Source organism: Bordetella holmesii, assembly GCF_020735985.1.
Lineage (GTDB): Bacteria > Pseudomonadota > Gammaproteobacteria > Burkholderiales > Burkholderiaceae_B > Bordetella > Bordetella holmesii.
In genome coordinates, this window is the sequence record NZ_CP085973.1 from 1151557 (window position 1) to 1170910 (window position 19354).

Below are 19354 nucleotides of genomic sequence, written 5' to 3' on the forward strand. Positions count from 1 at the left end.
TCGCCAGGCTGCGTCTCTGTGCCAAAAGCGCTCTGCCTGCGTTACGACGCCTTGTTCCTTGCCTGGCCTGGGGTATGCACCAGACGCACTACACCTTACTTGAGGCAACCGCGTTGGGGTTGTGGCCATCGCTGGCCGGCGGGATCGCCAGGGTGGCCGTGGGCGCGGCCACCATGCGCTTTGCGCTGGCCGCGCCCGGACTGAGCATCCTGATGAAACGATGGATCGCCCGTGCGCTGCGACGTCCGGCCGTGACCGCCAAGATCAGCAAGCTGGCGCGTGTGCCGCAGGGCAGCGATCGCGTGTTCGAGCGCGCCGACCGTTGTTGTCCAGAGGCCTTCTTGTTGTCGTTGTGCACTCGTGGACTTTAGGTGCGGTCAAACCAAACGGTCTGTACGTTGACGAACTCATGCACCCCAAAGTGCGATAGCTCGCGACCGTACCCGCTGTTCTTTACGCCGCCGATCGGTACCCGGGGGTCCGAGGCCGAAAAACCGTTCACAAAGACGCCGCCCGTCTCCAGCCCGCGCGCCATTTTTCGAGCCAGGTCCTTGCGCTGCGTCCAGATCGCACCACTGAGTCCAAACTCGCTGGCGTTGGCCAGTTGCAACGCATCGTCTTCGTCCTTTGCCTGAATGAGCGCAGCGACGGGACCGAAGGTCTCCTCAGTAAAGGCGGCCATGCCGGGCTTGACGTTGGCCAGCACAGTAGGTTCATGGAACGCACCCACCCCCTTGGGAATCCTTCCGCCTAAAAGCAGCTCGGCGCCTTGCTCAAGTGTCCGGTGGACCTGATTGGCCAGCTCGTCGCGCAAGTCAGTCCGTGCCATCGGTCCAACGTAAGTGGAGGGCTTCTGAGGGTCGCCAAACTCAAGCTTGGCAACCTTTGCGACAAACTTTTCGGTGAACGCCGCAGCGATAGGAGCCTCTAGGATGATTCGTTTGGCCGCAATGCAAATCTGCCCGGAATTCTGATAGCGTCCAACCACGGCCGCGTCGACGGCACGGTCAATATCTGCGTCAGCCAACACGACGAACGGGTCAGAGCCTCCCAGCTCCAGGAGCGTCTTCTTCAAGGCAGCGCCGGCTTGAGCGGCGATTGCAGAGCCTGCACGAACGCTTCCGGTAACTGCCACTGCACTGATTCGGCGATCTGCGATGGCTGTGGAGACGAGGTCATTGGTGACATTGATGACCGAGAAGACACCCTCCGGGAATTCTGCCTGGGCAAAGAGATCGAGCAACGCCCGGGCGCAGCCCTGGACGTTAGGGGCATGTTTGAGCACGTAGCTGTTGCCGGCGAGGACGATCGGCATTGCTCCTCTCAGAATCTGCCAGTAGGGGAAATTCCAGGGCATGATGGCCAGCACAGGGCCAATTGGCAAATAGGATACGTAGGCGTGGGGGCCGACGAGGGTCGGCCCATCTTTAAGCATCGCGGGCCCGTTCTCCGCGTACCAATCACAGAGGTTTGCGCATTTTTCGATCTCCGCGACGGCCTGGGTGATCGGTTTTCCCATCTCCTGGGTTGCTAAGAGACCTAGCGATTGCTTCTGTGCGCGCAACAGTTGACCAAGCGCTGCTATGCACACGGCCCTAGCCTCAGTATCGTGAGCAGCCCAGGTTCGGTAGCCCCTATGAGCGCGGGACAGAGCAGCATCTAACTCATCTCCACTCTCGTAGGGATACTGAGCCAGGAGCTCGCCAGTGGCGGGGTTGATTGATCGAGCTTCGGAGGTAATCGACAGGGAGGTCATGCTTATTTTTCCTGTGTTCTACCATGACAAGAGGCCGAATCTCGCTCATAAAGTTAGGCAAATCGGCCAACAACGTCTTGCCCTCGGGGCTGTCGAATGCTGCCTTCAATGCGGCTTCATCCTTGAACCAGAGTTCGCTGAAGCCATCGAATCCAAGAGGATCTTCGGCATCCTGCACAATCAGGTTGACGGCGTACCTTTCCAGGCCGGGCAGCTTCACGCAAAGGGCCGCATGCACATTGAGCCAATGCGCGTGGAAGGCTTCCATTGTCATGTCTGGACGGCGCTTGAGCAGACCAATGCGTTTTACGTACTGTGTGTTGTCCATCCTGAATCCTTTTATGCCGTTGTCGCGGGAGCGTCTTTGCCACGCACTTCTACGCCCGTCCATTGCTCCAGCGTCTGGACGATAGTGGTGCTGTTCTGGCTTGCGCCCACCTGAAGAACGGTCTGCATCCACAAGCGGTCTACTGCCGTGCCGACCCACAGAGGTACTTGCAATGTTTCGGCCATGTCCAGGCAAAGACGCACGTCTTTGCGCATCAACGCATTGGCAAATCCGTTGTTGAACGAACGGTTCAGAACATGGTTGGGGAAACGTTCCTCGGTGGCAGCGTTGCGGCCTGATCCGGTGTTGATGATTGCGAGCATCACGTCAGGATCCAGTCCTGCTTTCACCCCCAGAACCATCGCTTCTGCCGTGATGGCCAGATGGGTCGCTGACAGGAGGTTGTTGGTCAGCTTCAGACTATGGCCTTGGCCGACTTCGGTACCTACGATGCCCGGTTTGCCGAACTCGCTCAAAGCGGGAATGACCTGTTTGACCACGTCTGGGTTGCCGGACACCATCAATGCAAGGGTGCCGGCAATGGCGCCGCCAACGCCGCCGCTGACAGGCGAATCGATAGCAACGATGTTGCGAGTCGCCAGCGCCGCGCCGACCTCTTGAGCTGCCTTCGGCCCAGTGGTCGAGAGGTCGACATAAATTCGGACCTTATCGCCAGCGATGATACCTTCGGGTCCGAGAGCTACCTGCCGGACTACGTCAGGGGTGGGCAAGCTGACCATGACGAGTTCAGCGCGAGACGCGACGTCTGCAGGGCTTGCCGCTATTTGAGCGCCTAGCACCGCGTACTCGTCGAGCTTGTCCTTCGAGACGTCGAAAACGACAAGATCGCGCCCACTGTCCAGGAGGCGCCTGGCGATGGGTGCCCCCATGCTGCCTAGGCCAATGAATCCGATGGGGCCTGAGCTCATTTGGCGGTCTCGTTAATCAGGTGCTCGCGGATGACCGGCGTGGCGGTGCGGAAGCCTTCGATCCCCGCTGGGACGCCGGCATAGACGGCTGCCTGGAGCAGCGTCTCCTGGATCTCCTCGATCGAGCAACCGTTGACCAGAGCGCCTCGCACGTGGGTCTCGAGTTCTTTGGGGCGGTTCAACGCTGCCAGCATGGCGATGTTAAGCAGACTTCGGGTCCTATGGGCCAGGCCCGGTCGAGCCCAGGATGCTCCCCAGCAGAACTCGGTGGCAAATTGCTGCATGGGTGCGTTGAATGCGTCAGCGTCCCAGAGTGCTTGCTTGACCTTGTCCTTACCAAGGACCGCCTCTCGCACCTGCAACCCGGCTTTGAATTTTTCGGCTTCGTCGTACTGCTGTTTGGATTGGCTCATTTTTTACCTATACCGAGTTATTCCGGCGTGGCACCGGAGATCGTGACCGCTTCGGCCACTTCGTGACTTCTTGATCCAGGAATCTCTGCGCTTGTTCAGGAGTCTGGGAAAGGACACCGCTGGCGCGGTCCCTCATGAACTTCGCCATTGCGGGACTGTTCAATACTTCTTGGCTTGCTTGGGATATCTTGGTTTTGATGTCCTGTGGCACTGCAGCCGGCGTCAGGAGCATTCCCCACCCGATCGCCTCAAACTTCCGCCCCGTGATTTCGGCAACGGTGGGTACGTCCGGTAGTTGCTCCAGCCGTTTGGCCGTGGTTACCGCTAGCGGTGTCAGCTTCTTGGACTGGATGAGAGGAAGAATTGCGGGCAGGGCGTCAGCAATGATGGGTAGCTGCCCACCGACGACGTCGGCTTGCGCAGCCGGGCTGCCGCGATAAGGGATGTGCTGCACATCTATCTGCATCGCATGATTGAGCATCGCGGCGGCCAGATGCTGAGTGCCACCCACGCCCGCGCTCGCATAGGAGAGTTTTCCTGGCGCGCCCTTGGCCTTATCGACGTACTGCTGGAGCGACGCAATTTGCGAGGCGGGATTCGATGCGAACATCAGCGGTACGGTGTAAATGCCGGTGATGGGCGTGAAGTCCTTCTTAAGGTCGTAGCCGAGCCGTTCTTTAGGGTAGAGCGTCTGATTGACCGCCATCGAACTACCGGCCATCAAGAGCGTGTAGCCGTCGGCGCTCGAGCGCGCTGCGGCAGCGATACCGAGGTTACTGCCGGCGCCGGACTTGTTGTCTACGACGATGGACTGACCGAGCTTCTTGCCGAGCTCTGCGGCAAACGCGCGAGCGAAGATGTCCGCGGATTGGCCCGCTGCGAAAGGAACGATCATCGTTATCGGCCTTTCCGGGTACGCCGCGGCAGCAGCGCTGGAGGCGGCAAGCAAAGCGGCAAGAACAGTGGTTCTCATCTGTGGTCTCCTGATTTTATGAAAGCGGTTATGAGTACCGCTCTGGCGACCAGTATGCGATTGTCCTGATGAGCGTGGAGCGGTTATTCTCGAAGCACCCTTCTAAAAATTAGAAAGCTTGCCTCGTTTGTTGGGTAATAAACCGCAAAATGCCTACTGTGATTCCGGATTTGAGAACGCTGGTCCTGTTTATCGATACCGTGGAGGCGGGTAGCATTACTCGGGCGGCGAAGGCATCGAATATGGTGGTTTCAGCCGCAAGTCGACGGCTCGCGCTGCTGGAAGAGAGCGTAGGGACACCGTTGCTGATCCGCGGCGCCAGAGGCGTGGCGGCGACGCCGGCTGGCGAGGCAATGTTGTTCCACGCCAGAAGCCTGTTGCGCCAGGTTGGCCAGATGAACCTTGATCTGCAGGATCACGCAAGAGGTATGCGGGGGATAGTGCGAATTTATGCTGTCGCTTCCGCACTGAGCAGGCAGTTGCCGACGGACCTGCGGCGCTATAGCGAGTTGTATCCGGAGGTGGGCGTTCAGCTCGAGGAGAAGCACTCATTCGAGGCGGTAGCGGCAGTGCAACTGGGACTGGCCGATGTTGCGGTCACATTCTCAACGGCATCCGAGGACGACGGACTTACGTACCTGCCTTATAAGACCTCGCAGTTGGTAGCGATCGTCGATCTGTCTCATGGGGCCGCCCATGACGCGTGCAGCCTGAGCGATTTGCTCGATTACGACCTTATCGGCCTGGAGAGCAACACGGCATTGATGGCCCTGTTGGAGCGAGAGGCTAGGTCGCTGGAAAAGACGGTGAGGCTTCGAACCCAGGTCAAGAGCTTTTACGTGCTGGCGCGATTGGTTGAGGCAAGACTGGGAGTGGGATTCATGCCGCTGGACGCAGCAACCTCATTCGCCAAGGATATGCAGATCCGCATTATCCATCTGACAGACTCGTGGGCAATCAGGCAACTGCATCTCTGTGTCCAAACCGTGCCGTTACTACCTGCGCACACCGCCAATCTTGTCGAAGTGCTCGGTTCTTACCGCGAACAACCCTCCGGAGTTTAGGAGCGGTAATGCGGCGACGGGATCGCGCGGATATCGCGAAGCACCTTCTTTCTAACGCAGAGACGCCTGTCGCCGGCCTATTAGCCCCGTTGGGGGTGGCAGCGCGCGTGAGCGGCGGCTGCCGGCTTGGTGATGCAAGAAGAGATTCGGGCCCGATAGGGCTTCGGACGCCCGTTGATGGCGGCCCGAAAGCGACCGGACGTCGAGGGTGTGCCTTGCGAAAAATCGACGGTGAAAAAACATACAACGCCGAGCTCGAGAGGGCGGCGATCGAAAAACGGAGATCGGCCGAGTAGTAGTTAATGGTGAGACAAACACGGTTCCCGGCGTCATCTCTCTATTTTTGCCGAGTACCTCTACGCAGTCTCATTGGCCTTCACACGTGGCGCCTTGCCGAGAGGCATTGCAGCAGACTGCGACGTTTGGGCGAGGCGATGCGTGTGTGGCGGGGGCGTGTGACGGAGAGAGGCTTGATGGCTTGGCTGATGCTGCTGGCCGCAGGGCTGGCCGTGTGGCGGGCGCTTACGTGGGATTCTGCCTTGCTGGCGGCGCAGCATGACAATCAGATATTCGTGTTGCCTATCACCGTTGCCAGCCTGGCACGGGGCGATGGCCATAGCCGGACGTTTACGGCGCAACTCGATGCCAAGCGGCCGCAGGGGCTGCCTGAACAGGTACGGGTCAGTTGGCGCGCATTGCCAGGTGGGCAGGTGTCAGAGCTGGTTCCGGGGCAGCGCTGGCGTATGGCGTTGGTGCTGCGCCGCCCTTACGGGCCGGCCAATCCGTACGGGCCACATCACGAGCGGCGGCTGCATGCCGAGAGGGTGGGTGCGACGGCCACGGTGCGCGGGCAGCCACGCTTGCTGGCGCCACCGCAAGGTCATTGGTTGGAGCGTGCGCGGCACGATTTGCGCGAGCGGCTGGCCGCGGTGTTGGGTGAGCGTCCCTACGCTGCAGTGATCATTGCCCTCGTGATGGGCGACCAGCAGTCGGTGCGCCGCGAGGATTGGCACGTTTTCAATCGAACCGGCATCACGCATCTGGTTTCCATCAGCGGTCTGCATGTGACGATGCTCGCCGGGCTGGCAGCGGCGGTGGCGCGGGGTTTGTGGCCACGCTTGCGTTGGCGCGGCTATTTTCTGGCTGAGATCTGGGCCGCGCAGCGCGTCGCGGCAATGGTGGCGGTGCTGGTTGCCTTGGCGTACTGTTTGTTGGCAGGGTGGGGGGTGCCAACTCGCCGCACGTTTTTCATGCTGGCTGTGGTGGCATGGGCGCTGCAGGCCCGGGTGCCATTGCGGCCGGCGGCGATCGTGCTGTTGGCGGCGATGGCTGTCGTGATGCTCGATCCGTGGGCCGTGATGACGCCCGGATTCTGGCTCTCGTTCGCGGCGGTGGCGATCCTGATGCGGGTGGCGCTCACTGCGCGGCGGGGCAACTGGCGCGCTCGGGTGCAGGCGGTGGTGGCGGATTTTTGCCGTATGCAGATGGCCGTCACCTTGGGACTTGTGCCCGTGCTGGCCTTCTGGGTCGGTGAGGTGTCGCTGGTGTCGCCGTTGGCCAATGCGCTGGCGATTCCGTGGGTAAGCCTGGTGGTTACGCCGCTGGCGCTGTTGACCGGGGTGACGGCTGCGTTGGCTGGCCAGTGGGCCTGGGCCATCGCCGGTTCACTGGGGTGGGCCGCGCACGCCAGCCTGGCTGTGCTGATGCAGCCGTTGTCATGGCTGGCTAAGTGGCCTTGGGGGACACTGCCAGTGGCGGCATCGCCTGGCTGGATCGGGTTGCTTGCCCTCGCTGGCGTGATATGGGCGCTACAAGGCCGCGGATGGCCGGCGCGCTGGGTGGGCTGGCTATGTGTGCTGGCTATGTGTGCTGCCCATGGTGATGTGGCGGCCCGAACGTCCGCAGCCTGGCTATTGGCGGCTTACGGCACTCGATGTGGGGCAAGGCACGGCCGTGGTCCTGGAGACCGCCCATCACGTGCTTCTTTATGACACCGGTCCCCGGCATTATCAGTCCTGGGACGCGGGCGAACGGATCGTACTGCCTTATTTGCGGGCACGCGGCATTAGGCGGCTCGATCATTTAGTGGTGTCGCACGCCGATCTCGATCATGCGGGCGGCGTGCCCGCCATCCTGGCGGCGATGCCGGTGGCGCGATATTGGTCCTCATTTGCTCTGCCGGCGTGGCTGGCGCGCGAGCAGCGCTTGCGCGAACGCGATGGCTATGCGCTGCCAGCCAAACTGGCCATGCCACTCAATCTGCACGAGTGTCGCGCGGGGCTGGGTTGGGAGATGGACGGCGTGAGGCTGCGGTTTCTGCACCCCGGGCCGGAGCGTGCGCTTTGGCCCAAGGGCAACAATGCCCGCAGTTGCGTGTTGCTCATCGAGGGAGTCGCGCACCGAGCATTGCTGCCGGGTGATGTCGCGGCGGCGCAAGAGTCGGCTTGGGTCGCTGACCTGCCGGCCGTCGATGTGGTGTTGGCGCCGCACCATGGTTCGGCGTCGTCGTCCAGCCCCGCCTTGGTGGCCGCGGCGCGGGCAAGCCATGTCATCGCCCAGGCCGGCCGGTTCAGCCGCTTTGGGCATCCAGCGGCCGCTGCGGTCAGGCGGTGGGAGCGCGCTGGGGCGACGGTCTGGCGTACCGATCGCGATGGTGCGGTTGTCGTAGAGTCAGGCAAGTCTTTGCAGGTGTCCGCATGGCGCCAGATACGCTGGGATGGCTTTCCATTGACCGAGGCAGGGTCCCCGCAGCAAGATTGACTGCGCGCCTGGCCTGGTGCCTCGTGGTCCGCGATTCTGACACCGTTGCAAGCGAAATCGTTTGGCGACGCAGACGTTTCGGTACGCCTGACAGACGCAACTGCCCCTTTGCGCGAGAACGCCGCGATATTATTCGCGTTTGAGGCGGCGCCAGGCTCTGGGTTTGGTGCGATCGAGTAACGGGGCAGTGACAACACTTGTTGGCCGGGAAGTCCGCAGGTGCGACTGGGTGTGAGGGGCGTTTTATGGGGCCATGAGGCGCGCATCCGTACGGTGTCAGGGAAAGAGGCGTGTGTTAAAAAGGCAACCGTTTTGTGAGGTTTTCATTGGCTTTGTGCCATTCTGGCGGCCGACATTTCACGGACGCCGCGGGCGGCTCCCGGCCCGCTTTGATCCTCGTCCACACGCAAAGACACCATGACACCTCGATCCGACACCGTCGCCTATGACGCCGCCCTCCATCTGGACGAGCTCAGGCAGGCAAGGCGCATTGCCGTATTGATGGCGCCGCGTCTGGGTGACAGCGCGTTGATGATGGCCATGGCCGCCAACCTCGCCCGCAATGGACGCGAGGTGGTGGTGTTTGGCGATTTCATCTATGGCATGCGCGAGGCTTTTGCCGGCATGGATGTGCGCCCCTCGCTCGCAGAAGGCCAGGCCAAGGCGGTGCTGGCCGATTTCGATTGCGCCGTGCAAATGCACGTGGGCTGGCCCTATCCGCTGCATGACTACGCCAAGCATTATTTCTATTACGACGCGCACGTGGTGATAACGGGCAAGGGCTTCGTCAAACTGGAGCAGATCCGCGATTTCTGCCACGATGCCATCGGCTTGCCCGACTGTACGCAGGACAACGGTCTGCGGCCGCCCGCGCACTGGGTGTTTCGTAAATATCCCCGGCGCGTGGCAATCCATCCGAGTTCCACCAGTGAGCAACGGTGCTGGGCCCAGGCCCACTTCGTTGACCTGGGCAAGCGTCTGCAACGCCAGGGGTACGAACCTTATTACATTCTGGCCGCGCACGAGCGCGAACAGTGGCGCTGCCTGGAAGAGCAGGGGCTGCCCATCCAACAATCGCCCTCTCTATTAGACGTGGCGCATTTCATCCACGAGTGCGGTTGGTTCATCGGAAACGAATCGGGCATTGGCCACCTGGCTTCCAATGTCGGTATTCCCACACTGACCTTGACCGGCCGGCCCACCCGAACCCGAGCCTGGCGCCCGGCCTGGGCGCCTTCGCGCATTGTCTACCCGGCCTATATCCCGGGGGGGCGTTGGCGCGATCGGCTGTGGCGAAAATGGTTGCTGCCTTCGCACGTCATGCGGGCTTTCAAGCGATTGGTGCAGGAGTGCAATAATACGGCCCAGTCTTCGGGACAGTCGTCAACGGATGGCGGATTCCGCCAAGCGTGACCGGGTCAGTTTGTGTAGGTGAGGGTGTGTTGTCTAGAAGCTTCTTGATGGTGGTCACATTGTTGGCCTTGCTCGTTCCCGCCTTGGCCCTGATCAGCGCCGATGGCGGTCCAGCCATCCTCTATCTGACGTCCTTTTTGGGCTTGTGCGCCTGGGGCGTCAACGCCTTTACCCGGCGCGAGCCTTTCGATTTTCGTAGCCTTGCTGCTGTCGCCGTCGCCCTGATGTCGCCGTTGGGCGCGATGCTGATCACCAATTCCGTGCATGGAGCCTGGAGCTCTTCCGAGCAGGAGAAGCTGCTGCGTTTTGCCCTGTGCGTACCTATTGCGTGGATGCTGCTGCGTGCCCGGCGGCAATGGTTACGCAATGTGCAGTGGTCCCTGATTTTCAGTGCGTACGCGGGCTCGATCATGTTGTTGGCCATTGTTGGCACGCCAGGACTGGGCCGCATGGCGGTCTCGGAGTTCGGTGGCAAATACAATGCGGTAGCGTTTGCTGATTTGACCCTGTTTTTTGGTTTTGCCTCGGCGCTTTGCCTGCCTTGGTCGCAGTCGACCTGGCCACGTCTGGAGGCAGCGGTCAAGATACTGGCCGTGCCCTTGTCCGTTTATGCGGTGTGGGTCTCGGAAACCCGCAGTAGCTGGATTCTTTTTGGCGTGCTGGGCCTGGTCATTTTTTTGGTTCATCGCGGAATAGCGTGGAGCCGTGCTTGATTGCCGTTACGCTTGATCCTTGATTTTTCAAGGATCAAGGCCGGGATCATGCTGGACCGCAAGACGATCGAGAGGTTGGGTGGGTGGGAAGGTTATCGGGTGGAGCGGGTCGTGTGGCCTGAAGGTGAGAGCCGGACGGTCACGATTTACCTGAAGCCTTCAGCGCGAACGATGCACTGCGAGCACTGCGGCAACCGATGTCGGCAGGTGCATGAGACGACCACGCGCCGGGTGCGGGATCTGCCGCTAATGGCGCTGCGAGTGACGCTGGTAGTGCCGCGTCGGCGGGTCTGGTGCGAGCAGTGCGGTGGACCGCATCTGGAGAGGCTGAGCTGGCTGGGCCGTTACCAGCGAGTGACCGACCGGCTGGCCGAGGCGGTCAGCCAGTTGCTTGAGTCCAGCAACATTCTGGCCGTGGCGCGCTTCTTCCAACTGGGTTGGCACACGGTCAAGGCGCTGGACAAGGCCCTGCTGCGACGGGCGATCCAAGAGCCGGACTGGAGCCAGATCCACTACCTAGCGATGGACGAGTTCGCTCTACACAAGGGCCATCGTTATGCCACGGTCGTTGTCGATCCGATCCGCCGTCAGGTGCTATGGATCGGTGATGGCCGCTCGCGCGAGACGGCCAGAGCCTTCTTCGAACAACTGCCAACTGGGGTTGCCCAGCAGATCCGGGCCGTAGCGATCGACATGACGACGGCCTATGAGCTGGAGATCCAGGCCAACTGCCCCAACGCCGAGATCGTCTACGACCTGTTCCACGTCGTGGCCAAGTACGGCCGTGAAGTGATAGACCGGGTGCGTGTAGACCAAGCGAACCAGTTGCGGCACGACAAGCCGGCCCGCCGGGTGATCAAGTCCAGTCGCTGGCTACTGCTGCGCAATCGCAAAAACCTCGATCCGTGCCAATCGGTAAAGTTGGACGAGTTGCTCCAGGCCAACCAGCCTTTGCTCACCGCTTATCTGATGCGCGATGAGCTCAAACAGCTGTGGTTCTACCAACACCCCGGCTACGCCCGCCAGGCATGGGATCACTGGCTGCAACAGGCTCAGGGCAGCGGCATCGCCGCCTTGGCTCACTTCGCGCTCAAGCTAAAAGCCTATCTGCACGGGATTCTGTCTCGCTGTCGCCACCGGCTCAACACCAGCATCGTCGAGGGCATCAACAACACCATCAAAGTCATCAAGCGCCGCGCCTACGGCTACCGCGATCAGGAGTACTTCTTCCTCAAGATCCGGTCTGCATTCCCCGGTATTCCTCGATGAACCTTTTTTTTGGATAACCGACACTGGAGCCGCCGCATCAAAGCGGTTTTCGTCGCTGGGGTGGCGGCCTTCATGCTGGCTGGCCTGGTGTTTTCCTGGAATTCCAGCGGCAGCCGCATGAGCGAAGTGTGGTCGGAAATCAAACGCTACGAGCATCAGGATCGGGATACTTCCACAGGTATCCGCATGCAGTTGTGGCATGCGTCCTGGTTGATGTTCAAGGAGCATCCGCTTGTGGGCGTGGGCGCGCCCAATTTCCGTGACGAACTCGCTCGCTTCGAGCAAAGAGGTATTGTCACACCGCGTGTGGCGATAGACTATGGCGAGCCGCACAATGATTATCTGGCTGCCTTGGCCTGCTATGGCCTGATCGGCCTGTTGAGCTTTTTGGCGCTTTATTTCGTGCCGGCGCTGGTATTTCTTCGGCGCCTGCGCAGCACTGATAATCTGGTGCGCGAGGGGGCCCGTATCGGGCTGCTGTTTACCTTGGGATATGCGGTGTTCAGCCTGACGGAAATGATGTTCCGCAATATGCGTAGTGTCCCGATCTATGCAATCACGATGGTCGTGCTGTTTGCCTTGACCCGTGAAAAATCGCCTTCTGACGCGTCGCAGGACACGTAGGGCCAGGTGTGCGCCGTGCGCGGCGGCCAACGGCGAGGGGGCGGCAGGCCGCGCTTGTGCCTCTGATAGGACGCGGGCCCGGCCTTGCCTGGTGCTGAGCCAAGGCTTCAGGACCGGACGTAAGACACCGGCGGGTCAGGCAACCCGGGCAGGGGTAAGATGAACCCCGATCCCTTTTGCAGACAGGCCCTCTCATGTCAGACCCGCGTTTGGATTCCGTCACCTGCGTCAGTCCCGCAGGGTTTCATCGCATGGCATATTGGGAGTGGGGCGATCCGGCCAACGCCCGGGTGCTGCTGTGCGTGCACGGCCTGACGCGAAATGGCCGTGACTTCGATCATCTGGCACGGCGTCTGGCGCCGCACTACCGTGTGGTGTGCCCGGATGTCGTGGGGCGGGGGCAGTCGGATTGGCTGACCAACCCCATGTATTACACCATCGCCCAATATGCGTCGGACATGATGACGCTGCTGGCGCGATTGCGCCCCGCGCGCTTGGCTTGGGTCGGTACGTCGATGGGAGGCTTGATCGGCCTGGGCCTGGCGGGTGCGCTGGGCATGGCGCGCCAGGCGCATGCCGCACAGTCGCATGCCGGCTTGCCGCTGCCACCCTCTCACGAGTTGAGTATCGAGCGCATGGTGCTCAATGATGTAGGGCCCCGCCTGCAGCGTGTGGCGCTTGAACGTATCTGCGAGAACGTCGGCGCGCGTGCGGTATTCAATACCTTTGATGAGGCGCTGCAGGCAACTAAAGTGTCCTGCGCCACTTTCGGGCCCCACAGCGAGGAGCATTGGCGCGAGTTGGCCGACAACAGCTATGTCAGCGAAGGCGGGCATTGGGTCAAACGCTACGACCCGAACATCGCATTGGCGCTGGCGGCGCAGGCCAACCCGCAGGCCTATGAGGCGGGCGAACAGTTGCTCTGGCACGCGTACGATGGCCTGGGGTGCCCGGTTCTGGTGTTGCGAGGGGCAGATTCGGATCTGCTCAGCGCCCAGACCGTGCAGGAAATGCAGCAGCGTAATCCGCGTACCGAAGAAGTGGTCTTTAGCGGGGTTGGGCATGCCCCCACCTTGATGTCGGCCGACCAGGTGCAGCCGGTGGCTGATTTTCTGCTGCGCGGCTGAGGCGCCAGAGCTGCCAGGGGCTTACACACCTGCGGAGCTGCGCCTACAATACCCTCCATGCCTAGTTCCCGCCTGAATATTGACCTGCATTGCCATTCCACGGTGTCTGACGGTATGTTGCCGCCCGCCGAGGTGGCGCGCCGTGCGCGCGCCAATGGGGTCGATGTATGGGCACTTACCGACCATGATGAGGTCGGAGGGATCGACGAGGCGCGTGCGGCCGCCGCTGAGGTCGGGCTGCGATATTTCACCGGTGCGGAGATCTCCGTGACTTGGGCAGGCCAGACGGTGCATGTGGTAGGTCTGTGCTTTGACGACAAAGACTGCGCCCTGGTGGAAGGCTTGCGCACGACCCGCTCGGGCCGCGCCGGTCGGGCGCGGCGTATCGGCGAGCGCCTGGCGGCCCTGGGCATGCCGGGTGCCTACGAGGGAGCCTTGCCCTTTGCCGGCAATCCCGAACTCATCAGCCGCACTCATTTTGCGCGCTATCTTGTCGAGGCAGGCTATTGCCCGGACGTCCAAACGGTATTCAACAAATACCTGGGCGACGATTGCCCCGGACATGAGCCCATGCAATGGGCTACTCTGGCCGAGGCGGTGGGCTGGATCTGCGGCGCGGGTGGCCGCGCCGTTATTGCGCACCCCGGACGCTACAAGTACAGCCCCTTGCAGTTTGCCGCCCTGTTCGATGAGTTTTTGCAGTTGGGCGGCGAGGGCATCGAGGTGGTCACCGGTAGCCACACGGCTCAGGAGGCGGTGCTGTATGCCGGCGTGGCGCGGCGTTATGGGTTTCTGGCCTCGCGGGGGTCGGATTTCCATAGCGTGGGCGAAAGCAAAGCTGACCTTGGCCGGCTGCCCGCCTTGCCTGACGATTTGACGCCAGTCTGGCACGACTGGCTCTAAACCTGTCTTTCATCCTGAATGGGTGCCCCGCGGGTGCCGCGTCTTCATTGGGTTTGCCATGAACAAGGCTTTTGTCAAAGAATCCGATCGTGACGATGACGATGACTTGCCGCAGGCGCAGGCGCAGGCGCTGCCCGCGGGTACGCGCAACTATATGACGCCCGAAGGCTATGCGCGGCTGCGTGACGAGCTGGCGCATCTGATGACGGTCGAAAGACCCAGCGTGGTGCAGATCGTGTCCTGGGCGGCGTCCAACGGCGACCGCTCTGAAAACGGCGACTATCTTTATGGCAAGAAGCGCTTGCGCGAGATAGACCGGCGGATGCGTTTTCTGACCAAACGGCTCGAGCTGGCCGAGGTGGTCGACGCATCGTTGCAGCCCAACCGTGACCAGGTATTTTTCGGTGCGACGGTGATCTATGCCGACAAGACCGGCGAAGAGCACACCGTGAGTATCGTCGGGGTGGATGAGGCCGAGCCGCTGGGCGGTAAGATCAGCTGGATTTCGCCCGTGGCGCGGGCGCTCATCAAAGCGCGTGAGGGCGATACGGTGGTACTGCGCACGCCTGGTGGGATTCAGGAGCTGGACATCCTCGAGGTCCGCTATCCGCCCCGGCAGGACTGATTGCCCAAAAGAAACGGGCGCTGGCTTGTGGCCAGCGCCCGTGGTTTGGAAGGGATTATTGACGCCCTTGCCTTGCGTCGGTGGCCGGAGCCACCGTTCCCCTTGGGCTGCTGCTTATTGCTTGCGTTCGGCGACGGACTTCTCGGCCAGATTGACCAGATCCTCGCCGATCTGTTTCTTCCATTTGGTGTAGACGCTCTTGGTGGCGTCTACAAAGGCGGCGTGCTGGCTGGCATCCAGATTGGTAATGGTCACGCCGTGGCTCTCGATCTCCTTGAGCAGCGAGGGGTCCTGTGGCGTGACACCCTTGCGTGCAATGACGATCTCCTGCTTGCCAGAGTCCAGCGCCGCCTGACGCACGATCTCGCGATCTTTTTCGCTCCATGAGTTCCAGACGTCACGGTTGACCACGTAGATGAGAGGGTCGGCCACGTAGTTCCACAGCGTCAGGTATTTCTGGCCCACAGTGTAGAGCTTGGAGCCGGTATAAATCGACAGAGGGTTTTCCTGCCCATCGACGGCGCCGCTGGCCAGCGCGGGTTGTGCATCGGCCCAGCTCATCTGCGTGGGATTGGCTCCCAGGGCGGTGAACGTGTCGATGTATAGCGGCGAGCCGACCACGCGCAGTTTCAGCCCCTTCATGTCTGCGGGCATCTTGATGACGTGCTTGGAGTTCGAGAGCTGGCGGTAGCCATTCTCGCCCCAGGCCAGTGGGACGACGCCGGCTTTTTCGATGTACTTGAATATCTCCTTGCCCACTTCGCCTTGCACCAATGCGTCGATGGCGGCGTAGTCAGGCATGAGGAAGGGCAAGGAAAACAGATTGAGCTGTTTGACCTGCGGCGACCAGTTGATGGTCGAGCCCACGGCCATGTCGATCACGCCTTGACGGATGGCCGTGAATTCGCGCGTCTGGTCGCCCTGCACGAGCGAGGTGCCGGGATACACCTTGATGTTGATACGGCCATCGGTACGCTCGCGCACCAGCTTGGCCCAGATCTCGGCCCCCTGGCCCCACGGAAAGCTCGTGCCCACCACGATGGAGAGCTTGTACTCCGGCTTGTAGTTCTGCGCTTGAGCGTGGGGCAACGCCAGGGTGGTGGCGGTCAGCAGGGCCGCGCTCAAAAGACGGGATAGCTTCATGGAGTCTCCTCGGTTTGTGCTTGCTTTGTTATGGGGCCGGGCTCAATAGCCCAGCCGATGCGGCAACCAGAGTGCCAATTGCGGGTAAGCCAGGACAGCTATCAGTACCACCATCATCCCGGCCAGCAGCCAGATTACCCAGGGAATGGTCGATTCCATCGGTACGCGCGCGATGCGGCACGACACCATCAGGTTGACGGCCAGCGGCGGGGTGAACTGCCCAAGCGCGACCTTCAAGGTGAGGATGACGCCGAACCAAACCGGGTCCCAGCCATAGGCTTTTGCGATCGGCATCAGCAGGGGCACGAAGATCAGGAAGATGGAAATACCATCCAGGAACATCCCCACCGTCATCAGCAGCACGATCAACAACGCGAGCACGCCATACTCGCCAAGGCCCGAGTGCACGATGGCGTTGGTGGTGGGATCGATGACGCTCAGCGTCGACAGTGCCCAGGCAAAAATGCCTGCCAGCGTCACGACCATCATGATGACGGCGGATAATTCGGCCGCCTCGCGCAGAATGGGAAACAGATCTCTGACTTTGATCGTGCGATGTACGCACATGCCGACGAACAACCCGTAGAAGACCGCCACCACGGCCGCTTCGGTCGGCGTGAACCAACCCAGGCGCATGCCGCCGAGGATGAGAACCGGCGCGGCCAGACCCCATAGCACATCGCGCAGGCTTTGCCAGAACGGCGGGCGGGGCAGCTTGACTTCCAACTGCCCCATACCGTGGCGGCGCGCCATCCAGACCGCAGGAACGATGAGTGCCAGCCCGGCCAGAATGCCCGGCACCATGCCGGCGGCAAAGAGTGCGGGCACCGACGCTTCCGGAACCAGCACGGAGTAAATGATGAAGGCGACAGACGGTGGGATGAGAATGTCGGTGGCCGCGCCGGCAGCCACGACGGCGGCCGAATAGGGTTTGGGGTAGCCTGCACGTGACATGGCAGTGATCATCACTGCGCCCACGGCGGCGGCACAGGCCGGCCCTGAGCCCGAAATACCGCCCAGAAACATCGCCACGAAGATGGATATCATGGGCAGCATGCCGGGGCTGCGGCCAAAGATGGAAATGGCGAAGTCCACCAACCGCTTGGCCACGCCCGAGCGATCGAAGATCGATCCGACCAGCACGAACATCGGAATGGCCAACAGGGGATACTTCGCCAGGCCGGCGTAGAAGTTCTGAGGCACGGCCAGCAGGCCGAACCAGGCGACATCGGTGTTGGACAGGACGATGGCCAGGGTGCCGGCCAGACCCAGGGCTACGCCAACCGGCACGCCGATGACCATCAGCCCGATGAAGACCACAAACAGCAGGGTGGCGATCATGGCCCGGTCTCCTGGCGCCGGCGCGCTAGACGAATCAACGATCCCAGAACGCGCAGGGTGATGCCGGCCGAGAAGATGGGCAACCAGATCGAGTACCACCACGTGGGCAGACCAATGGCCGGAGAGGTTTCTTCAAACCTGAACTCGTCATGACCTGCTCCCCGTGATTAGTACGAAATCGATGTAGAGTCCGTTCCCAAAGGAATGGCAATGAAGAAACGATTTACGGAAGAGCAAATCATCGGCGTGCTCAAGGAAGCCGATGCAGGTGCCAAGCCCGCAGAGTTGTGCCGCAAGCACGGAATCTCCGAGGCAACGTACTACAACTGGAAGGCGAAGTTCGGTGGCATGACGGTGTCGGACGCTCAGAGGCTCAAGGAGCTGGAGCAGGAGAACAACAAGCTCAAGAAGCTGTTGGCCGAGTCGATGCTGGACAAGGCGGCGCTTCAGGATCTGCTAAGCCGAAAGTAGTCAGCCCGCAGGCCAAACGCGAGGCGGTCAGGACATTAATGACCGAGCGCAGCATGGGTGTTACCCGGGCCTGTGGGCTGGTAGGAATTTCGCGGTCGCTGTTTGCCTACGAGAGCACACGCTCAGGCGATGCTGCGCTGACCGAGCGCATGAAAGAGATGGCAGTGGCGAAACGACGCTACGGCTATCGGAGGATCCATGTGCTCTTACGTCGCGAAGGCTGGCAAGCAAATCACAAGCGAATCTGGCGGCTGTACAGTCTGGCAGGGTTAAGCGTGCGAAAACGAAAGCGTAAGCGAATCGCGGCGACCGAGCGCGTGGTTCGCCCAGCGGCAATCGCGCCGAATCAGAGTTGGTCAATGGACTTTGTGGCCGACGGCCTAGCCTATGGCCGCCGATTCCGCTGTTTGACTATCGTCGATGACTACACTCGCGAATGCCTGGCCATCGAGGTCGATACGTCGTTGCCGGGACTGCGTGTTGCCATGGTGCTGCAACGGCTGGCGGAGATGCGTGGCCTGCCGCGATCTATTACCGTGGACAACGGGCCAGAGTTCGCCGGAAGAGCCTTGGACGCCTGGGGGCCTACCAAGCAGGCGTAAAGCTGTCGTTTATTCGGCCGGGTAAGCCGGTGGAGAACGCTTATATCGAAAGTTTCAACGGCAAGTTCCGCGACGAATGCCTTAACTAGCACTGGTTCTTGTCCCTGCGACAGGCTAAAAGCTTGATCGAAAACTGGCGAGTCGAGTACAACACCGATCGGCCTCACAGCGCGCTCGGATATTTAACGCCGGCGCAATTCGTGCAGGCTCATCAGAAAGAAGGTCTTTTACCCCTGGGCTCTATGTCGGTGCCGTACTAAATCTGGGGGCAGGTCAGTCATAGACCAGCCGCGTCGAGAGCACGGTCAGCAAAGCAAAGAAAAACAGCACGCAGACGTTGGAGATCAAACCCAGTATGCGCTGGCGCCGGGGGCTGCCGTTGTCGGCGAGGATTTCGATGCGGATGTGATGATTGCGTACAAACGCCAGGCTGCCGCCGGCCATGGTCAGGACAATCAGCAGAAAAACGGAAATCTCTTCTGTCCAGGCAAAGGACTGGTCGGTCAGATAACGGACCAGGACATTGCCGAAGGTGATCAGGGCCAGAGCGGCCAGCAGAATCACGGCCAGCCAGTCCTCGATGGCCAGAGGCACTTTGACCGGGGGGGCGGTTTCTGCCGGGAGTATGGGTTCGAGCGGCTCTTCTTGGGGGCGGTGCATCACGAACGGCGTCTAAGGCTGTTGGGCAGCTCTTGTGGGTAAGAGGAGGCTGCATCCTACCGTCGCCGAATCCCGGCATGTCTTCGTGTTTTCCCGCGGTGCGGGGCGATTGCAACATGTTGCGCGGCAGCAAATGACGCTGACGGTTGGCTGAATCGGCCATTCACGGAAAGGGAACACCGTGACATCCCGGGCCTGTTGGGGTCGCACGTTGCATCGCAGCATGCCGGTTTGGCGAGC

Annotated in this window: 18 protein-coding genes and 3 pseudogenes; 12 read left to right on the plus strand and 9 right to left on the minus strand. The window is 61.2% G+C overall.

Going from position 1 to position 19354, the window contains the following annotated elements; genetic code table 11:
• Window positions 1-74 precede the first annotated feature (74 nt).
• Complete coding sequence (locus LK440_RS05445) at window positions 75-371, plus strand: hypothetical protein (protein WP_005014442.1); 297 nt, start codon at window positions 75-77, stop codon at window positions 369-371.
• Here the strand turns inward: LK440_RS05445 and LK440_RS05450 are convergent.
• The 5 genes from LK440_RS05450 to LK440_RS05470 are packed head-to-tail and all read right to left on the minus strand — an operon-like array spanning window position 368 to window position 4399.
• Window positions 368-1756: an NAD-dependent succinate-semialdehyde dehydrogenase gene (locus tag LK440_RS05450; protein ID WP_005014441.1), complete on the minus strand. Its 1389-nt coding sequence runs from the start codon at window positions 1754-1756 to the stop codon at window positions 368-370. The genes LK440_RS05445 and LK440_RS05450 overlap by 4 nt on opposite strands.
• A complete protein-coding gene (locus LK440_RS05455; protein ID WP_005014440.1) occupies window positions 1665-2084 on the minus strand; it encodes an EthD family reductase in 420 nt (139 codons plus the stop codon). The genes LK440_RS05450 and LK440_RS05455 overlap by 92 nt, the downstream gene beginning before the upstream one ends.
• 11 nt (window positions 2085-2095) lie before the next feature.
• Window positions 2096-2974 (minus strand): NAD(P)-dependent oxidoreductase, encoded by an 879-nt coding sequence (locus LK440_RS05460; protein WP_230580945.1) that lies wholly within the window; start codon window positions 2972-2974, stop codon window positions 2096-2098.
• 35 nt (window positions 2975-3009) lie between these two features.
• Window positions 3010-3426, minus strand: a complete 417-nt coding sequence (locus LK440_RS05465) for a carboxymuconolactone decarboxylase family protein (RefSeq protein ID WP_005014437.1) — start codon at window positions 3424-3426, stop codon at window positions 3010-3012.
• 7 nt (window positions 3427-3433) lie between these two features.
• Window positions 3434-4399, minus strand: coding sequence for a tripartite tricarboxylate transporter substrate binding protein (locus tag LK440_RS05470; RefSeq protein WP_005014435.1), 966 nt, complete (start codon window positions 4397-4399; stop codon window positions 3434-3436).
• Between the two features lie 149 nt (window positions 4400-4548).
• Between LK440_RS05470 and LK440_RS05475 the strand changes: the two genes are divergently transcribed.
• The 10 genes from LK440_RS05475 (at window position 4549) to greB (ending at window position 14897) form a co-directional block, all read left to right on the plus strand.
• On the plus strand, window positions 4549-5463 hold the full coding sequence (locus LK440_RS05475; protein WP_005014433.1) for a LysR family transcriptional regulator: 915 nt from the start codon (window positions 4549-4551) through the stop codon (window positions 5461-5463).
• 473 nt (window positions 5464-5936) lie between these two features.
• The gene (locus LK440_RS05480) at window positions 5937-7454 is read left to right on the plus strand and encodes a ComEC/Rec2 family competence protein (RefSeq protein ID WP_227944789.1); all 1518 of its coding nucleotides are present in this window, start codon (window positions 5937-5939) and stop codon (window positions 7452-7454) included.
• Window positions 7345-8223, plus strand: a complete 879-nt coding sequence (locus tag LK440_RS05485; RefSeq protein ID WP_227944790.1) for a ComEC/Rec2 family competence protein — start codon at window positions 7345-7347, stop codon at window positions 8221-8223. Before LK440_RS05480 ends, LK440_RS05485 begins: the two co-directional genes overlap by 110 nt.
• Before the next feature lie 417 nt (window positions 8224-8640).
• Window positions 8641-9636: a glycosyltransferase family 9 protein gene (locus tag LK440_RS05490; protein ID WP_005014430.1), complete on the plus strand. Its 996-nt coding sequence runs from the start codon at window positions 8641-8643 to the stop codon at window positions 9634-9636.
• A 29-nt stretch (window positions 9637-9665) separates the two neighbouring features.
• Window positions 9666-10349 carry a hypothetical protein gene (locus LK440_RS05495; protein WP_196243718.1) on the plus strand — a complete coding sequence of 228 codons (684 nt, stop codon included), beginning with the start codon at window positions 9666-9668 and terminating at the stop codon, window positions 10347-10349.
• A gap of 48 nt (window positions 10350-10397) precedes the next feature.
• Window positions 10398-11618, plus strand: coding sequence for an ISL3 family transposase (locus LK440_RS05500; RefSeq protein ID WP_005011985.1), 1221 nt, complete (start codon window positions 10398-10400; stop codon window positions 11616-11618).
• Window positions 11619-11627: 9 nt separating this feature from the next.
• Entirely contained in the window at window positions 11628-12242 is a 615-nt protein-coding gene (locus LK440_RS05505) for an O-antigen ligase family protein (protein WP_005014425.1), read from the plus strand.
• A 194-nt stretch (window positions 12243-12436) separates the two neighbouring features.
• Entirely contained in the window at window positions 12437-13369 is a 933-nt protein-coding gene (locus LK440_RS05510) for an alpha/beta fold hydrolase (RefSeq protein WP_025341467.1), read from the plus strand.
• Window positions 13370-13426: 57 nt separating this feature from the next.
• Window positions 13427-14272 (plus strand): 3',5'-nucleoside bisphosphate phosphatase, encoded by an 846-nt coding sequence (locus LK440_RS05515; protein WP_025341466.1) that lies wholly within the window; start codon window positions 13427-13429, stop codon window positions 14270-14272.
• 58 nt (window positions 14273-14330) lie between these two features.
• A complete protein-coding gene (greB, locus tag LK440_RS05520; protein ID WP_005014420.1) occupies window positions 14331-14897 on the plus strand; it encodes a transcription elongation factor GreB in 567 nt (188 codons plus the stop codon).
• Between the two features lie 114 nt (window positions 14898-15011).
• On the opposite strand, the gene LK440_RS05525 is transcribed toward greB, so the two are convergent.
• From LK440_RS05525 to LK440_RS05535, 3 genes and pseudogenes are all read right to left on the minus strand, one after another.
• Complete coding sequence (locus LK440_RS05525; RefSeq protein ID WP_005014419.1) at window positions 15012-16040, minus strand: DctP family TRAP transporter solute-binding subunit; 1029 nt, start codon at window positions 16038-16040, stop codon at window positions 15012-15014.
• A 42-nt stretch (window positions 16041-16082) separates the two neighbouring features.
• Window positions 16083-17381 carry a TRAP transporter large permease gene (locus tag LK440_RS05530; protein WP_005014417.1) on the minus strand — a complete coding sequence of 433 codons (1299 nt, stop codon included), beginning with the start codon at window positions 17379-17381 and terminating at the stop codon, window positions 16083-16085.
• Window positions 17378-17533 (minus strand): annotated as a pseudogene (locus LK440_RS05535) (TRAP transporter small permease subunit); the annotation flags it as partial. The pseudogene LK440_RS05535 and the gene LK440_RS05530, both read right to left, overlap by 4 nt.
• Window positions 17534-17591: 58 nt before the next feature.
• On the opposite strand from LK440_RS05535, the pseudogene LK440_RS05540 reads away from it, so the two are divergent.
• Window positions 17592-18714, plus strand: a pseudogene (locus tag LK440_RS05540) (IS3 family transposase).
• 16 nt (window positions 18715-18730) lie between these two features.
• Here the strand turns inward: LK440_RS05540 and LK440_RS05545 are convergent.
• A pseudogene (locus tag LK440_RS05545) lies at window positions 18731-19114 on the minus strand (TRAP transporter small permease); the annotation flags it as partial.
• Window positions 19115-19354: the final 240 nt, after the last annotated feature.